The 16079-nt window shown below is 33.3% G+C and carries 16 protein-coding genes and 2 tRNA genes; 15 read left to right on the forward strand and 3 right to left on the reverse strand.

Annotated elements, in window-relative coordinates; translation table 11 throughout:
• Nucleotides 1-2 precede the first annotated feature (2 nt).
• From ACM39_RS00800 to ACM39_RS00855, 11 genes are all read left to right on the forward strand, one after another.
• Entirely contained in the window at nt 3-443 is a 441-nt protein-coding gene (locus tag ACM39_RS00800) for a DUF6646 family protein (protein ID WP_048509120.1), read from the forward strand.
• A gap of 105 nt (nt 444-548) precedes the next feature.
• Entirely contained in the window at nt 549-1898 is a 1350-nt protein-coding gene (gene rseP / locus ACM39_RS00805) for an RIP metalloprotease RseP (protein WP_048509121.1), read from the forward strand.
• 80 nt (nt 1899-1978) lie between these two features.
• Nucleotides 1979-2055: transfer RNA gene (locus tag ACM39_RS00810), tRNA-Asn, on the forward strand.
• Nucleotides 2056-2239: 184 nt separating this feature from the next.
• Nucleotides 2240-2313: transfer RNA gene (locus ACM39_RS00815), tRNA-Asn, on the forward strand.
• 842 nt (nt 2314-3155) lie between these two features.
• Nucleotides 3156-3557, forward strand: coding sequence for a hypothetical protein (locus ACM39_RS00820; RefSeq protein ID WP_048509122.1), 402 nt, complete (start codon nt 3156-3158; stop codon nt 3555-3557).
• 389 nt (nt 3558-3946) lie between these two features.
• A complete protein-coding gene (locus ACM39_RS19345; RefSeq protein WP_048509123.1) occupies nt 3947-4537 on the forward strand; it encodes a hypothetical protein in 591 nt (196 codons plus the stop codon).
• 587 nt (nt 4538-5124) lie between these two features.
• Nucleotides 5125-6789, forward strand: coding sequence for a hypothetical protein (locus ACM39_RS18980; protein ID WP_048509124.1), 1665 nt, complete (start codon nt 5125-5127; stop codon nt 6787-6789).
• Nucleotides 6790-6811: 22 nt separating this feature from the next.
• Nucleotides 6812-7381 (forward strand): DUF6705 family protein, encoded by a 570-nt coding sequence (locus ACM39_RS00835; protein WP_131701383.1) that lies wholly within the window; start codon nt 6812-6814, stop codon nt 7379-7381.
• A 506-nt stretch (nt 7382-7887) separates the two neighbouring features.
• Nucleotides 7888-8355 carry a hypothetical protein gene (locus tag ACM39_RS00845; RefSeq protein WP_048509127.1) on the forward strand — a complete coding sequence of 156 codons (468 nt, stop codon included), beginning with the start codon at nt 7888-7890 and terminating at the stop codon, nt 8353-8355.
• A 7-nt stretch (nt 8356-8362) separates the two neighbouring features.
• Nucleotides 8363-8617 carry a hypothetical protein gene (locus ACM39_RS00850; protein WP_048509128.1) on the forward strand — a complete coding sequence of 85 codons (255 nt, stop codon included), beginning with the start codon at nt 8363-8365 and terminating at the stop codon, nt 8615-8617.
• A 322-nt stretch (nt 8618-8939) separates the two neighbouring features.
• Complete coding sequence (locus ACM39_RS00855; RefSeq protein ID WP_117590713.1) at nt 8940-11471, forward strand: DUF5686 family protein; 2532 nt, start codon at nt 8940-8942, stop codon at nt 11469-11471.
• Between the two features lie 83 nt (nt 11472-11554).
• On the opposite strand, the gene ACM39_RS19580 is transcribed toward ACM39_RS00855, so the two are convergent.
• The 3 genes from ACM39_RS19580 to rplU form a co-directional block, all read right to left on the reverse strand.
• Nucleotides 11555-11725: a bacteriocin-like protein gene (locus ACM39_RS19580; RefSeq protein WP_410470236.1), complete on the reverse strand. Its 171-nt coding sequence runs from the start codon at nt 11723-11725 to the stop codon at nt 11555-11557.
• Between the two features lie 122 nt (nt 11726-11847).
• Nucleotides 11848-12105 (reverse strand): 50S ribosomal protein L27, encoded by a 258-nt coding sequence (rpmA, locus tag ACM39_RS00860; protein ID WP_027383144.1) that lies wholly within the window; start codon nt 12103-12105, stop codon nt 11848-11850.
• A 27-nt stretch (nt 12106-12132) separates the two neighbouring features.
• Nucleotides 12133-12513, reverse strand: coding sequence for a 50S ribosomal protein L21 (rplU, locus tag ACM39_RS00865; RefSeq protein WP_048509129.1), 381 nt, complete (start codon nt 12511-12513; stop codon nt 12133-12135).
• Nucleotides 12514-12691: 178 nt separating this feature from the next.
• Here rplU and ACM39_RS00870 point away from each other — a divergent pair, with 178 nt between their 5' ends.
• From ACM39_RS00870 to ACM39_RS00885, 4 genes are all read left to right on the forward strand, one after another.
• A complete protein-coding gene (locus tag ACM39_RS00870; protein ID WP_048509130.1) occupies nt 12692-13579 on the forward strand; it encodes a metalloprotease in 888 nt (295 codons plus the stop codon).
• A 111-nt stretch (nt 13580-13690) separates the two neighbouring features.
• Nucleotides 13691-14779, forward strand: a complete 1089-nt coding sequence (locus ACM39_RS00875) for an acyltransferase family protein (protein ID WP_048509131.1) — start codon at nt 13691-13693, stop codon at nt 14777-14779.
• 54 nt (nt 14780-14833) lie between these two features.
• Nucleotides 14834-15415: a tRNA-(ms[2]io[6]A)-hydroxylase gene (locus ACM39_RS00880; RefSeq protein ID WP_048509132.1), complete on the forward strand. Its 582-nt coding sequence runs from the start codon at nt 14834-14836 to the stop codon at nt 15413-15415.
• Nucleotides 15416-15435: 20 nt separating this feature from the next.
• Nucleotides 15436-16053 carry a DUF502 domain-containing protein gene (locus ACM39_RS00885; protein ID WP_048509133.1) on the forward strand — a complete coding sequence of 206 codons (618 nt, stop codon included), beginning with the start codon at nt 15436-15438 and terminating at the stop codon, nt 16051-16053.
• Nucleotides 16054-16079: the final 26 nt, after the last annotated feature.

The following is a 16079-nucleotide window of genomic DNA, read 5'->3' on the forward strand; positions in this document are numbered from 1 at the left end:
TTATGAAGAAATTGGTTTTTATGTTCATGATGATCTTTCTGGGAGCAGCCGTAAATGCTCAGGCCTGGACGGGAAAAGGAGATCAGAAAATTCAGTTAGGACTTAATGCTTGGGGATACGGAACGGGAGTTACGGGAACTTATGATTATGGTTTAAACAAACTTTTATCTATCGGAGGAGGTCTGAATGCCTATTTTGACGGATATAAAGATAACGACAAAGACAATAGAGTTTTTATTTTCGGAAGATTGAATTTCCACTTGCAGGATGCTTTAGATCTGCCTTCAAAATGGGACATCTATCCAGGAGTTGATTTGGGAGTTTTAGGGAAAGATTTCGGAATTGGGGCTCACATCGGGGCTCGTTATTATTTTACGGACAAATTCGGAGTTTTTGCAGAAGTAGGAAACAATGGCAGTCTCGGAGTTTCTTTCAATTTGTAGAAAAACATTACATTATATGACAAAGCTTCTCGTTTCGGGGAGCTTTTTTATTTGGCATAGTTTTGATAATTGTTACCTTTGCAAATTAAAATTTAAAACATATTAATGGAAATAGCAATCAAACTCTTTCAATTCATATTAAGTATTTCTATTTTGGTAGTTCTACACGAATTGGGGCATTTTTTACCCGCAAAATGGTTTAAGACCAAAGTAGAAAAATTTTACCTGTTCTTCGATCCTTGGTTTTCGATCGCAAAAAAGAAAATCGGTGAGACAGAATACGGCATCGGTTGGCTTCCTTTCGGAGGTTATGTAAAAATCGCCGGAATGGTAGACGAAAGTATGGATACTGAGCAGTTGAAACAGCCCGCTCAACCGTGGGAATTTAGATCAAAACCAGCTTGGCAGAGATTAATTATTATGCTTGGAGGAGTTACGGTAAACTTTTTCCTGGCTTGGCTGATTTACAGTTGTCTTTCTTTATTTAATGGAGAAATGTATACTGACCTTACCAAATTCAACAACGGCATCGGAGTAACTGAAGCCGGTAAAAAAATGGGGTTCCAAAGTGGTGACAAAATTGTAAGCATCGACGGAAAACCTGCTGAAAGATTGGAAAATGCTTCTATCAATATTCTTTTGGGCGACAATGTAACTGTATTGAGAAACGGACAGGAAGTTACTTTCCCGGTAAACAAAGATGGTGTTGCCGATGTTTTAAAACAAAAAGAGGCAAAACTATACATCACGCCAAGAATCCCAATGGTTATTGATTCTTTGGTGACTCCTACTGCTAAAGCCTCAGGTTTGGTTAAAGGAGATAAAGTAATTTCGATCAATGGAAAACAGACTCCCTTCTTCGATGAAGTTGGAGAAACCTTAAATGAAAATAAAGGAAAAACTATCAATATTGAAGTTTTAAGAAACGGAAAAGTGGAAAATGTTTCGGCAGCTGTTGACAAAAATGGAAAATTGGGTGTTGGAGTTGATCAAAAGAGTCTTGCAAGTGTAATTACTGATAAAAAATATACTTTTGGAGAAGCAATTCCAAGAGGATTTGTAAGAACTATTGAGGCTTTGACTATGCAGGTAAAGCAATTCAAGATTATGTTTAATTCTAAAATCCAAGGATATAAAAATGTAGGTGGCCCAATTGCTATCGTAAAAAACATGCCTGTTGACAAAGCCGCAGACGGCAGTATCGGGATCAACTGGCCGGCTTTCTGGAGTTTTACAGCAATGTTTTCGGTTTGGTTGGCATTTTTGAACTTAATTCCCATTCCGGGACTTGATGGAGGGCACGTTATTTTCACGTTATATGAAATAATTGTTGGGAAGCCAGTGCCTCAAAAAGTGTTGGAAAATGCACAAATGATTGGGGTTATCTTCCTGTTAGGCTTGATGTTACTGATTTTCGGAACAGACATCTTCAAAATCTTTACAGGGAAATTATAATATTTTTGAAAAATTTCTTAAAAATATTTGTGGAGTATAAATATTCGTCCTATATTTGCACCACTTAAAACAAAGGACATTCCTCCTTAGCTCAGTTGGTTAGAGCATCTGACTGTTAATCAGAGGGTCGCTGGTTCGAGCCCAGCAGGAGGAGCCAAGAAAAGACTTACAAAATGTAAGTCTTTTTTTATTTAAAATTTACACAATCTTAAAATGCTGAAAAATAAATAAGTAGCCCCCAAAGTCCTGCTATCACGAGAAAAATTTAATTATTTACAATTAAAAATTTGCTTGATATTAATATTCATATTATATTTGCATCACTAAAACAAAAGAAAAATTCCTCCTTAGCTCAGTTGGTTAGAGCATCTGACTGTTAATCAGAGGGTCGCTGGTTCGAGCCCAGCAGGAGGAGCTTGATTGTCAGAGAGTTACATAATTAAAAACTGTAACTCTTTTTTATTTGCACAAAATTTGCATGAAAAATCAGCATTTTAATATCTTTTTCAATATTCTATTTGCATAATCCTTGCACAAACTCTAAAATTTCAATTCAAAATCTTTAACTAACAAAGACACACAAACTTTAACAAAACAGCCTAAAAACACTATCTAATACTGTCAAACTCAACCTACATCAAATACAGGCTGAAATAAGACTAAAACACACAAATAACCACTGATAAAAAAGAAAAACAAATCCACAAGACCGCACCAAAACAAAAATAACTGCCAAAAAAGCTTTAAATAAGTAAGGGGGGCGGGAGAAAAAAACCATTTTGACCCATAGGGGTATTTGATAAGGTAGGGAGAGTTTTTACACCTATAATATATTTTCAGGTACAGAATTGTTGTAAATTCTACTATAAAGGATTGTTTTGATTTTTTAAACTTTCTATATGGGGTAAATTGGCTGATATATATTCACCGCTTCCTCTCCGACTGTATTTCATATTAAAAAAAATATCGAGGGATAAAAAAAACAACTTACCTCACACAATTACAAAAATTCATATCTTAGTGGCTCAAATTTTATCGAAAAAATATAAGCGTTAGCTTTTATTGTGTTTATAGAAATCTGACAGTTTCAAATCGTACTACACAATAAATGGGTAATGCTCATGCCATAGGCGTGGGCTTTCCTATTTGTGGTACAAGGTTTTGTCAGAACCTCTATAAGCAAATATGGTTAAGTTCCACGCTGTTTGCTTTTATTAACCTTTCACTTTAGGGACTGAGTGATACAAAAAATCACTTATGAAAAAAGTATTATTATCAGGAGCAATGGTACTGTTAAGTACTTTCTGTTATTCTCAAAACTATTATTTCTACAATAGACAGGAAAGTATAAAATATTCAGACAGCTACGGGCAAACACAATACAAAGTCACTTCAAATGATACTTCAACCTACAAATTTTATTTTGAAGTATCTACCGATGGAAGAGCAACTCAACTTTTTACAGTTTATAAAAATGGTGAGGAAATGTATTGGGCTGCTGAATTAAAAAAATCAGACTACAAAGAGGTTGCAGGTAAGATTTTTAAACAATCATTATACTATAACACGGCATCCAAAGAAAACATTTACGTGTTTATCTCTCAGGATTACAAGAGAATTATTGTTATGTCAAGTGATGGAATAGCTGAATATTATTAAGATGGAAAAGAAAATAATTCAGATTGACCGCAATATACCTAAATCAATTCTGATAGGTTTTGTATTAGCATTCGTAACGGTATTTGCAATTGAACACTTTTAGTACATTTTCATATATCCCAAATTTGAATATCCCAAATACCAATAATAACGGAAAGATCATTTTGAGTGGAACTTATGACCCAACCACAACACCAGTAGCTACATTACATCAAATAACACCTTTCGGAACAAGGATAGACCTCCTACAAACGGAATGATGTGTAGTGAGCTTATGATTGAAGGTTCGGATTTTAAGCTACTCTAATAAAGGCTTGTTATTTGCAAAATCCGTATTCAGTGATTACAAATATTTACTGCTGTTTTGGTTAATTTACTCACTAATTACAATGTTTTTCAAAAAATACAGATTAAAGGTTTTGATTCTCATATTACCAACTTTAAGCATCAGTTGTGACAAGACTAAACAAGAGCCAATAGAAAGCTGTATAAGACCTTTAGACACCGCAAAAACCAACTCAAACAACACAAATATAACAACGCCTCAAAACACATTTAAAACAGCCGTAAAACACTCGTTTATAGTCTTTAAAGTAAAAGATAAATACTTCGGGAAAGAATCTGTAATTGTAACAGGAATCTTTAACACTCCCAGCCAACTGTCAAAAGACGAGGAATACATGATTTTAGACGATGCACAGGCTAAATGCTACGCATATCTATTCGACAAAAACATTCTTGAAAGATACATGATGCGGTTTGATACATACACAGAAGCAAGTCAGGAAAAAGAAAGAGTTTCTAAAATCCGAAATACTACCAATAGCCAAACTCCAAAAATTATGACTAAAGAAGAACAGAAACAGGCTATTAAAGAACCTAAAAGTATTACACCCGAAGAATGGGAGGAAGCAAAAAGATTGCAAACTGAATTTGAAGTTTGGGAAAACGACCAAAAAAGAAACAACAATTATAACTAATATCAATTTATTATGAAAAAATTATTTTTCACGCTATTATTAGCAACAACACCAGTATTATTTTTTGCACAGGAAGAAAAACGAAAGAAACTGCAAAAGAATGTGATTTACCTAAAGATTTCAAAGAGCCAATCAAGAACAACCGACTAAAAAAGTTTGTAGCCATTGATAATGGTGTAGAAGAAAAAGAAGTAATTATTATCAGAGCGCAGAATGATTTTGGTAGTGGCATTTATACAGCTTGTGTAAAGGGGCAACCAATTCAATATCAAAAGATGGGTACAGTTTTTATGCGTGAAGGTAATAATCCTTTCAAAAAATAATTAAATGAAAATTATATTATGCAAAAAAACCAATGAAAAAAACTACCAATAAAGAGTTTACACAAAATTTATTTAAAATTTAGAACAAATTTCCAACCCTTTAATAAATATTTGCATCTTATATATAATACGACAGCTTTTGTCGTCTACTAACTTTATCTTTGAAAAAGTAAAAAAATCATTGATAAAATAAAAAGTTTTAAGAACATTTCAACAATTAATAAAAAGAATTATTTTTACAACATTCAAATAAAAAACAATTAAATGAGAAACAAATTTATTTTGTGGTTATCATTACTGATAGCCTTTAGCGTCACTTTTCATTCCTGTAGAACTGATTTAGAAGCAACAGGAAAACACAATGAAGAAAAATTAGGAGAACACATTCATCAAAAAATCAGTACTGGTACTTTTCAAAAAGAAACTTTTTTGAGCGGAGTTAATGAATTTAAACGGTCAAACAGTTCTTTATCTAACAAAAGCAGTGCAAACTCGGATTACCTAAAAAGGTTCAGCATTGACGAAACTTCCATTTATAAAATGGATGTCAACAACATTCAAACTTATGCTTTACGAGCATACAATATTTTTGAAAGTCCTGAAATAGTTTACAATCTTGTATATAGAAAAAAAGGGAATGATGTAGCATTTTCAATTGTTAAGATTTTAGATAACGAAATTATTCCTGTGTATGACTCTCAAAAAGGTATCGTAACAAAAATAGATAATCCATCCACTGCAAGAATATGTACAGATTTTTATTCTGTAGAAATCTGGCATTGTAAAGAAGGTGTATCTTGGTCACAATGTGATAAGTGCGCTCAATGTCTTTTCACCAGTTCAGGCTATACTTCGTATGAATGCGGAGGAGGTGGCGGAGGAGGCGGAACATCCCCGGGAGGCGGTGACACAGGCGGTGGTGGCGGTGGCTCAGGATTATATGACCCAAGCGGTTACATCGTTGACCCTAATATCCCTCCTTCAATTGAACCATCTTATGTGAGAGCCGCAAGAGCGAGTAGCTTTTTCTACTCACAAACCGACCAAACAAAATCTTGGGCTGTAGAGCATGCAGATATTTATTGTAATATTTTAGAGTATTATCTTGACCATATCCCACCTTCATCTCCACCACCTAATAGCTATTATCAAGATTTTGCCAATTTTGCGATACAGGTTTTTATGGAAAATCCCGACTTAACTTGGGAACAATTTTATAATCAGTTCATTAACACGCCTTGTGAGAGAACAAAGGCAACACTAAACAAACCTAATGTAAAACAAGGCATTAACAATGTAAAAGCGAATGCAAAACTAACGTTAACAAATCCTAAAACAGGAGAAATAGGTTTTAAAGAGAAAAAAGATGGCACTGTGGTTCCAGCAGATATTAGCTCAACACACCAAGTCGTATTTAATGATGTAACTGATGGATATGGTGGTTATCACAATCATACAGCGACAGGTATTCATATGGTTTCTCCACCAGATATGGTAGATTCATTATTTGGATTTGCATCCGCTCAAAGTGTTGCGGATGGAATAGGAAATGCTTATTTAGGAATGATAGCAGCAGAACCCTGTAGCAGTTGTCCTGATGGCACAAAATATGTACACTACGTGATACGTTACGCAGGAACAGGAGCAGAATTAGGGAGTTTTGTATATTCACCTGCACAAATGAAAAAATTTAATACAAAATATGCAGAAAAGGCTAATGATTTATCGGAACCAATATTGTATGGCACAACCTACATTAATAGCTTAGGCAAATTAAATGAAAAAGGATTAGAAAAACTATTTTTTGATACTTTGACAAATATGGGATTAGATAATAAAGTAGTTCTCCAACGTATTGAGCCAAATGGAGCAGTATATAATGTAACAAAAAATAGTAGCGGAACAATTACTGCAACCCTATGTCCATAATATTAATTAAAAATTAAAAAAAATGAAAATAGCATACAGAAAAACATTAACAGTTTTAAGTTTATTTATTAGCTTCATATCTTGCTCTGCACAAACTCTTCCTTTATATACAGCATTGGAAAACATTCCAAACAATGCTCATGTAAAAGACACTAATAATGAATTAATACCATATATAGGTACTTATAAGGCAAATTATGAAGGCAAGGAAATTACTTTATTTATTACTAAAGAAGAAGACAAATTTTTTGATTATGGTGACCAAAAGTTTTTTAGAGATGCTCTGGTGGTAAAATATATTATCAAAAATTCTGGTGGAACAATCTTGCAGGATACTAAGAATAACAATCTTGATATTGATTTTAATAGCACCAAAATAAAATCGACTCAAAATTCAGTAATATTTTTTTATAGCGGAACTAATTGTAGTGTAGGATGGGGTGATGTTTATTTAAAGAAAATCAATGCCACTCAAATCTCTTGGGAATATCGCCCAAATGATATAGTTACAACAGCAGCAAAATGTCCTCCTACTTTAGACACTACTATTTATCTACCTGAGACAAAGGATTTAATTTTTACAAAACAATAATTCAACATCTTTAACTAAAAAAATGATTGGTTTTACCGCAGACAGGTAAATCCAATCATTTTTATTTTAGAGATAATTTCAAAAATTTGGCATATATCCTTACTACTTTTAAAACAATTACAAGCAACATCTTTATCCCTGAGAGAAGAAAATTATATCAAAATTATTGAGTTTGTTGATTTTTATTCGTTGGAGCAATTGTTTTTTCTTTCATCTTATAATTAATAATTGAATCCACCTTTTTCACAGAAATTGAATCAATATTCTTTTTTAGACTCTTATTAATAATTAATTTTTGTTTTTCAAACTGTGTTAAATTAAGATATCCAAAAAAAGATATTGAACTTAGAACAATAACAGGTATATATCTTCTGAAATGGAGAGAAAAACCTATCTTCAAAGGAGATTTCAAAGAAGTTAATGCTTTCTGGAATAAGATTCTGAAACCAAAGTTAGGCACTGGAACAGGTGGAATTTTAAAGTATCTTGAAGTTCTTTCCAGAAACATGATTGCTCAGGAGCGTAGTATGTCTTGTGTCGCGGCCTGCGTAAGACAGTATTGTAAAGATTTAGGAATAAGTAACATTTTATCTGAAAAGAAAATTTTTGAAATAGTAGGTATTAAGAATCTTGATGAAGGACTTGATGAACTAGAGCTTCTTAGGATATTAGAAGATATATTCAAAGATAAGGAAGTCATTGCAAGCAATTACTTTAGGAATGTTGGAGCTAATTTTTCCGAAATAGCAAAAGACATTTCTAAAGAAGGAAGCTGGCTAGCATCTATTCATCCATTAAATGGTCAAAAGCATGCTGTTATTGTAGATAAAATCATTGAGAATAAAGTTTACATTAGAGATCCATGGCCTATTGAAGGAATAGGTAAAGGAAATGGTGTAGAGGCTATTGTAAATTTAGATGATTTTGTCTATTCTTGGGTAAAAGCAGGGGCAAACAAATATAAAGTAAAATAAATTAGTTATGGACTATAAAGAGATTTCAGAAAAACTAGAAGAATTAGGTTATGCTACTCAGTTTCATAATCTTATTAATTCATTGACAGTGGGGATTCCAGAAAATGGAAATTTCAAGCTAGATTCAATATTTAGGGTAGAGAAAAATGGAGACCAAATGAATGTAAACTATTTTACTGGACAAATCCCTGTGAAAAAAGAGTTTAAGACCATTGAAGAACTTATTAAGTTTGTAAGACAGGTTTTTCCTATAGAAGATTAAAACTTTATTCTTAAAATCCTATTAACCATTTCCTAATAGAATGGGGTTGTAAGTTGTCAGAATTAAGGTTTAAAAATGGGCAACAAAATTGATGTCCATTTTCTAAAATGGAAGGAAAATCTATCTTGAAAAGTGATTTCAATAAAGTAACCCATCCGTTTTTACACTACAAATTGACAGGAAAATACCACTAAAAATTGATGTGTTTTTTTCATTACCTTTGCAGCTTTATATTTAAATGTATTAAAGTTTAAATAATTTCATTTTTTTTACAATAAAACAGCATACTTTTTGTTTATGCTAATAGCTTGAAGAACAACAAATGCCAATTAATAACTCCAAATATTACTATTTCTCTTTTTTTTTATTTTTTACAGGCCTTGTGTGTGCTCAAAACACAGCAAACGGTAAGATTTTAGATGCTAAAACAAACAAAGAAATCAGTGGTGTAGATATTTTCATAAATGAAAGCAATACACCTGCGTTAACCACTACTACAGGGAGCTTCAGTGTGCAATCCGACAGTATCATCTATAAATTAAAGTTTTTAAGAAAAAATTATGCTTTGGAAAGCGTAAATATTACTGCTGAAAATTCAAACAACATATTCGTTAAACTTTCTCAGGAAAAAGTGGAAAGCATTCAGGAAGTTGTCATTCACAACGAGAAACCAAAATATAAGAATAAAAAGGAAAATCCGGCATATGCAATTATGCAGGAAGTCTGGAAAAGAAAAAGAAATAACGGTTTAGATAAATTCGATACATATACTTATAAAGAATATGAGAAAATTCAGTTTGATGCCAACAATCTGGACAGTGCCTTTATGAAGAAAAAAATCTTCAATAAGCTGGATTTCATCTTTGATTATGCAGATTCTACCGCTACGGCTAATGGAAAAGTGGCACTCCCGATATTTCTAAATGAAGCAATCTATGAAAATTACGGGGAAAACAAACCTTCAAAAAGAACAAAAAAACTTTTAATTGCCCAAAAGACATCCGGTTTTCAGGATAACCAGATTGTTACCCTGACTGCCAAAAACCTATATCGGGATATTAATATTTATGATAACACTTTAAATTATTTCGACATTGGTTTTCCAAGCCCTGTGGGAACGGATGGCTTCAGCACATATGATTATAACCTGATTGATACAATTGATGTACGTGGAGAAAAAGCTTATCAAATCAGATATCAGCCCAAAAGAACTGAGGTCTTAGCATTTCAGGGATACCTTTATATTGATACAGACAGCTATGCCGTTTTGGGAGCAACCTTAAAATCGACTCAAAAGATAAACATAAATTTCATTAACAGTGTTTCCACAGAATTGGAATATGACAATCCCGACGACCAGACTTTTTTACCTAAAAAATTCGTCACAGCGATAGAAATGACGCCTTTTTCTAAAAAGAAAACATCAAAAAGTATTATTGCCAGAAGATCTGTTGATTATTCTAATTATGAATTTAATAAACCTCTCGCAGCTTCAGTTTTTACCCGAAAAAAAGAAGAGTATGAAGATAATTTTGCAGATAAAGATGACGCATATTGGCTAAAAGCAAGACCCGATTCATTATCAAAAAGCGAACAGGGTGTTTATGATATGCTTGAAAAACTTCAGCAGACTCCAAAATTTAATCGGATTGTAAAGATTTATGAAACGCTAGGCTCAGGATATTACAATATTACAAAAGGGATAGATCTAGGCCCCATATTTTCAATTTACGGAAAGAATGAAGTAGAAGGAGACAGAATAAGATTAGGAGCAAGAACCTACTTCACACGAAACGATCCCTGGAGAGTACAATTTTATACCGCTTATGGTTTCAAAGACCAGCAGGTTAAATACGGTGTGGAAGGTAAATATATGTTTAACAGAGTTAACCGGTTTACCGTAGGAGCCGGAAACAGAAGAGATATATTACAACTAGGGGTACAGCTTACTAATGACGACGGAATCATGTCCCGCACTTTTGCATCATCTACTGTTTTTGCAAGAGGAGAAAACGCTTCCTTAAGCTCCGTGAATCAAACCAATGTCTTTACTTCCATCGAACCTTGGAAAAACTTCCAGATAAGATTAGACGGAACAATGCAAAGTATTAAGTCCGCAAATCCTGATGGGTTTAATTTAATGTATTATAGAAACAGCGAACTAAGAAAAACACTTAATGACTCACATTTAACGTTCAGTTTAATCGCAAGACCGGGCGCAAAATTTTCGCAAACCGGAGTTGACAGGTACGAGCATGGAACTTTAGCGCCAACAATTGTTTTAAAATACACACGAGGGATTGAGGGTTTATTTAATGCCGATTACAATTATAACAAACTGCAATTTATGTTCTACAAACCTGTTTTGATTGGAAGCTGGGGTAAAACATTAATCAATTTTGAAGCCGGCAAGAATTTTGACACCGTTCCATTGGCTTTACAAAATATTATTCCCGGAAATCAATCTTATGGTTTGGCAGAAAACACCTTTGCACAGCTTAACTATTACGAATTTGTTGCAGATACTTACACAACTCTGCATTTAGAACATCATTTTAACGGGAAAATTCTTTCTTTTATTCCATTAATCAAAAAACTAAAATTAAGGGAAGTAGCATTCATTAGAGGAGCTTACGGAACATTAAGCGATGCTTCTAAAAATATTAATGTTGACAGATTAAAATATTCAGCTCCAAGTGATCATGTTTACTTTGAATACGGTTTTGGAATTGAAAATATAGGTTTCGGAAACCTAAGAATTTTCAGAGTCGATTTTAATTGGAGAGGAAATTATCTTGACAGACCGGACATTTCAGCTTTTGGTGTAAAAGCCGGATTCCAGGTTGGTTTTTAATGTTTAAATCAGATAGAATTTAATTCGTTAAACATAAAATAATAACCCCGGCGGAAACTGGGGTTACTTTTTTTATAAACATCTTAAATATTATTGCAACCACCGCAAATAGGCACTAAAGTTTGTGGAGACAGGCAGACCGGCCGGCTTTCTGCTGGCAGACTGCAGTACCAGTCACATGATATAGCATCACACTTAAATCCTCCTTTTAAAGTCTTAAGTTCATTTCTTGAGAGTTTCTTTAAATTTTTCATATAAGTTTTAATTTGATGTATAATTAAAACGCAGAAAAATCAGGAATATTATTTTTAGCATAAAACAAAAAAAATCCTCAACAAAATGCTGAGGATTTAATTTTTATAAAACGCTTATATTATTATGCGTTTGGCTCTACAGATACGAAAGATCTGTTGTTTGCTTTCTTTCTGAAAACCACTTTACCGTCTACTAATGCAAACAAAGTGTGATCCTTACCGATTCCCACGTTTTCACCCGGGTGGTGTTGAGTACCTCTCTGTCTGATGATGATGTTTCCGGCAATAGCGTCTTGACCTCCGAAAATCTTCACCCCTAATCTTTTAGAGTGAGATTCTCTACCGTTTTTGGAACTACCAACTCCTTTCTTATGTGCCATTTTATTTTAAGGTTTTTTGGTTTAAAATTATTCTGCGCTTTCAGCGTCAGCTTTTTTTGTTGTTTTTTTAGCAGGTTTTTCTGCTTTTTTACCTCCGTCAAATCCTGTAATACCAGTAATTTGAATTTGAGTTAAAGATTGTCTGTGACCGTTTTTCACTTGGTAACCTTTTCTTCTTTTCTTTTTGAAGATGATTACTTTATCAGCTTTTACGTGGTCAAGAATCTCTGCTTCTACAGTGATTCCGCTTACAGCTGGGGCGCCTACAGTGATTGCTCCGTTTACAGTAAGAAGTACTTTATCGAAAGAAACTTTTCCTCCTTTATCTCCTTTTAAACGGTTTACAAACAACTTCTGGTCTTGCTCAACTTTGTATTGAAGCCCTGCTATTTCTACAATTGCAAACATTGTCTATAAATTTTTAGTTATTTCAGGGTGCAAATATAAGAATAATTTCTAATTACTTTACAATCAAACCCAAGTTTTTGTTTAAAAAATTTTTCTGTATGCTTTGAATAATTTTTCACCATAAGGTGATGATATATATCAGATTATTTTATACCTTCGTTTTACCAAAATATTTTATATGAAAAAAAACTTTAATTTCTGCTTATTAGCAGGAGCATTTGCTGCATTCACATTAGCAGCATGTAACGATGACAGAATAGAAGAACCTGTTTTGCCGGAAGCTCAGACAGACAATCTTAAACTTGACCAGCCAAATGATCTGGAGAAAGTTTGTTATTATGTAGATCAATATTGGAGCTCAGCATCGGTATTGAAAACTACATTAAAAACAACAGCCGACACCAACTTTATGAATGCGCAAATGACGAAAATTGCCAGTCTTTGGGGAAGAAGCAATCCGACATTACGCTTCGTAGATGATGCATCTAATCCGAATTCTACTTATAATGCTATTTCCTACTCTACAGGGAAAATATATTATGGGTATGCAATTTATTATGATGCAAAAGCAAAAGGAGGAGATATTGTAAATGCAATGATTTTAGCCCACGAATATGGCCATCAGCTGCAGTATATTTTCGGATTACCTACTGTAAGTGAGTCGACAGCAAGACCGAATGAGTTGGAAGCTGACGGTTTCGCAGGATATTATTTAAGAAGACCCAATGGATATAACCAGACTACATTTGCTCAGATTGCTTCAGCGTATGAGTTTGCACAAAGTATTGGAGATTATCAGACAACAAGCTCAGGACATCATGGAACGCCCCCTCAGAGAAGATCTGCAGTACGTTTAGGGTTCCTTTTAGGTCAATATGATCTTACAGCTTCAGCGTTTGATTATAACTTTTTCTATTATTATCAGGGAGTTTTGAACGGAACTTATAAAATGGCAAAAAATACACAATATCCGGAACTTGACGCTTATATGAGTCAGTATATGGATGAATTGAGAAAAATTCAGACGGGTGAGATTTCTGCTGAAGAGTTCAAAGAACTTAAGTAAACATTCATTTTTAGCATATTACTAAAAAGAGGTAAGCAATGTCTTACCTCTTTTGCTTTTTAGCCAAAAATTCCTAAAGTTTATTTACTTTTGAATCATCATACATAAATAATGAACAGAGATCTCTACATCGATTTTGCAAAAGGATTGGCAACGCTTTCCATCATATTTATTCATACTGCCTTCTGGTCCGGACAATTTTATATCCCTGCGGAAGTCAGAGTCTTTTCTTTGGTTTTTGATGTAGCTTTATTTTATGCTTTAAGCGGAACCACTTCTGGTTCAAATATTGAAAAAACCTTTTACAGACTTTTGAAGCTACAAATCACCTACATGATTTTTGTAACTTTTTTATTTTTCCTTGATTACTTTTTTAAGGTTTTTGGGTTAAGTTTTTTCTCTTTAGAATGGTTACAGAAATTTTATTCAACATTTGGGTCAAAATACGCCACAACGGGTATCTCTACAATACCGCAATGGCAAAATCTGGGCAATTGGTATCTGCATCAATACACCAATGCTGATACTTTTCCTGTGGTAATGGGCAGTTTTTGGTATCTGAAAGTCTATTTTATTTTAACGGTTTTCGGAGTTTTAATTTTAAGATTTTTTCCAAAGCATATCAATTGGTTTATCGGTCTCTGTATTACTCTAACGTTGATATTTAATATTTTTCCTTGGTTCTATCCTACAGGACAAGTTGGTTACGTAGCATTTTATATGGCCATTTTCCTAATCGCTAATAGAATGAGAGGTAAAAAAATCCCTGCCAAAATAATTCCGGTTCTTTACGGATTGGTTGCAGCAGCCTTAATCTGGATGTTTTGGTATTACGGAAATGAAATTTTCTTTAAAATCAATAAAAATAAATTTCCGCCGAAGATTCCTTATATAATATGGACATTATTTTCACTGGTTACTTTATTTGTTTTTTATAACAGATTAAAAATCATAAAAGAAAATTTCGTGACTCACATTGGAAAAAATGCCATATTTTTTTATTTTGCACAGGGAATAAGCTCTTCTTTAGTCTATTTTTTAGTTGTTCCATTAAAAGAAAATATGCCCTGGTGGATTTTGATGTTTTTAATTTATGGTATTAATATCGTTTTAGCATTCCTTATTTCGGCAGGGTTGAAGAAAGTTGATACTTTAGGATGGAATATTTTAGAATTTTTGAGAAAGAAAACAGCTTCTTAAATAAAATAATAGGTCTTATCGCAATTTATTTTAATTTTACAAAAAATTACAAACATGTTTAAGTTGAAACTTCCTACCGATCCTAGGTGGGCAAATATTGCAGAAGAAAACATTGGAGAAATTTTGACAGATCACGCTTGGTGTGAGCAAAAAGCTGCTACAAACGCTATCGGATTGATTACCATGCTTCCGGAATACCCTGAAATCGTGACTGAGCTTTTGGCAATCGCACAGGAGGAACTTGATCATTTTAATCAGGTTCATGAGATCATCAAGAAAAGAGGGTACACTTTTGGACGTACCAGAAAAGATGATTACGTAAATGAACTTGTAAACTTTATCCAAAAAGGAGGAAACAGGGACGATCTGATTGTTGATAAAATGCTTTTCGCTGCTATGATTGAAGCCAGAAGCTGTGAAAGATTTAAAGTTCTTACTGAAAACATCAAAGACGAAGAGCTTAAAGTTTTCTATAGAGAATTAATGATTTCTGAAGCCAATCATTATACAACTTTTATCGGTTTTGCAAGACAATTGGGAGACGAAGAAAAAGTAAACAAACGTTGGGAAGAATGGCTTGAATATGAAGCAAGCATCATAAAGTCTTACGGAAACAAAGAAACAATACACGGTTAAAAAATATCTATAAAAACACAGTGAAAAAACTGACTTTTGAGAATATGGCCAATTTCTTTCTGAAAAACTTTTTTCAGGGATTGGTAATTATTGGTCCTATCGGGCTTACTATTTTTGTAATATGGTATATTATTACTTCTATTGATAACATCATTCCCTCTGTTGCAAAAGAAATTCCAGGGTTAGTTTTTATTTCAACTATTTTAATTACAGCACTTTTAGGATTTTTAGGAAATAAATTTGTAGTCGGGAGATTCTTTTTTGACACAATGGATAGTTTATTGGAAAAAACTCCGGGTGTAAAACATATTTATACTCCAACAAAAGATGTAATGTCTTCATTTGTAGGAGATAAGAAAAAATTCAATGATCCTGTTTGGGTTAAAACAAACGAAAATCCAGAAATATGGAGAATCGGATTTTTAACTCAGAAAGAAATGGCGGATGTGGATAAACACAATTATGTTGCAGTTTATCTTCCTCATTCCTATGCTATTTCAGGTTGGGTAATTGTTACTGAAGAAAAAAACATCAAATCTGTAGTAGGAATGACAGCTGCCTCTGCAATGAAATTTGCCGTAAGTGGTGGTGTTGCAGGTTTCCACTCTGATGATAATATATTTAAAGCTCCTGAATAGCGAAACGTTATTTCTTTAAATATAAT

The organism is Chryseobacterium sp. FH2 (genome assembly GCF_001045455.1).
Taxonomy (GTDB): domain Bacteria; phylum Bacteroidota; class Bacteroidia; order Flavobacteriales; family Weeksellaceae; genus Chryseobacterium.

Excerpts from the sequence above, each read along its gene's own strand:
- ACM39_RS00875 (WP_048509131.1), top strand. The coding sequence starts at position 13,691 with ATGAACAGAGATCTCTACATCGATTTTGCAAAAGGATTGGCAACGCTT.
- rpmA (WP_027383144.1), bottom strand. The coding sequence starts at position 12,105 with ATGGCACATAAGAAAGGAGTTGGTAGTTCCAAAAACGGTAGAGAATCT.
- ACM39_RS19580 (WP_410470236.1), bottom strand. The coding sequence starts at position 11,725 with ATGAAAAATTTAAAGAAACTCTCAAGAAATGAACTTAAGACTTTAAAA.
- rseP (WP_048509121.1), top strand. The coding sequence starts at position 549 with ATGGAAATAGCAATCAAACTCTTTCAATTCATATTAAGTATTTCTATT.
- ACM39_RS00855 (WP_117590713.1), top strand. The coding sequence starts at position 8,940 with ATGCCAATTAATAACTCCAAATATTACTATTTCTCTTTTTTTTTATTT.
- ACM39_RS00870 (WP_048509130.1), top strand. The coding sequence starts at position 12,692 with ATGAAAAAAAACTTTAATTTCTGCTTATTAGCAGGAGCATTTGCTGCA.
- ACM39_RS19345 (WP_048509123.1), top strand. The coding sequence starts at position 3,947 with ATGTTTTTCAAAAAATACAGATTAAAGGTTTTGATTCTCATATTACCA.
- ACM39_RS00835 (WP_131701383.1), top strand. The coding sequence starts at position 6,812 with ATGAAAATAGCATACAGAAAAACATTAACAGTTTTAAGTTTATTTATT.
- ACM39_RS00850 (WP_048509128.1), top strand. The coding sequence starts at position 8,363 with ATGGACTATAAAGAGATTTCAGAAAAACTAGAAGAATTAGGTTATGCT.
- ACM39_RS00820 (WP_048509122.1), top strand. The coding sequence starts at position 3,156 with ATGAAAAAAGTATTATTATCAGGAGCAATGGTACTGTTAAGTACTTTC.
- rplU (WP_048509129.1), bottom strand. The coding sequence starts at position 12,513 with ATGTTTGCAATTGTAGAAATAGCAGGGCTTCAATACAAAGTTGAGCAA.
- ACM39_RS18980 (WP_048509124.1), top strand. The coding sequence starts at position 5,125 with ATGAGAAACAAATTTATTTTGTGGTTATCATTACTGATAGCCTTTAGC.
- ACM39_RS00880 (WP_048509132.1), top strand. The coding sequence starts at position 14,834 with ATGTTTAAGTTGAAACTTCCTACCGATCCTAGGTGGGCAAATATTGCA.
- ACM39_RS00845 (WP_048509127.1), top strand. The coding sequence starts at position 7,888 with ATGATTGCTCAGGAGCGTAGTATGTCTTGTGTCGCGGCCTGCGTAAGA.
- ACM39_RS00800 (WP_048509120.1), top strand. The coding sequence starts at position 3 with ATGAAGAAATTGGTTTTTATGTTCATGATGATCTTTCTGGGAGCAGCC.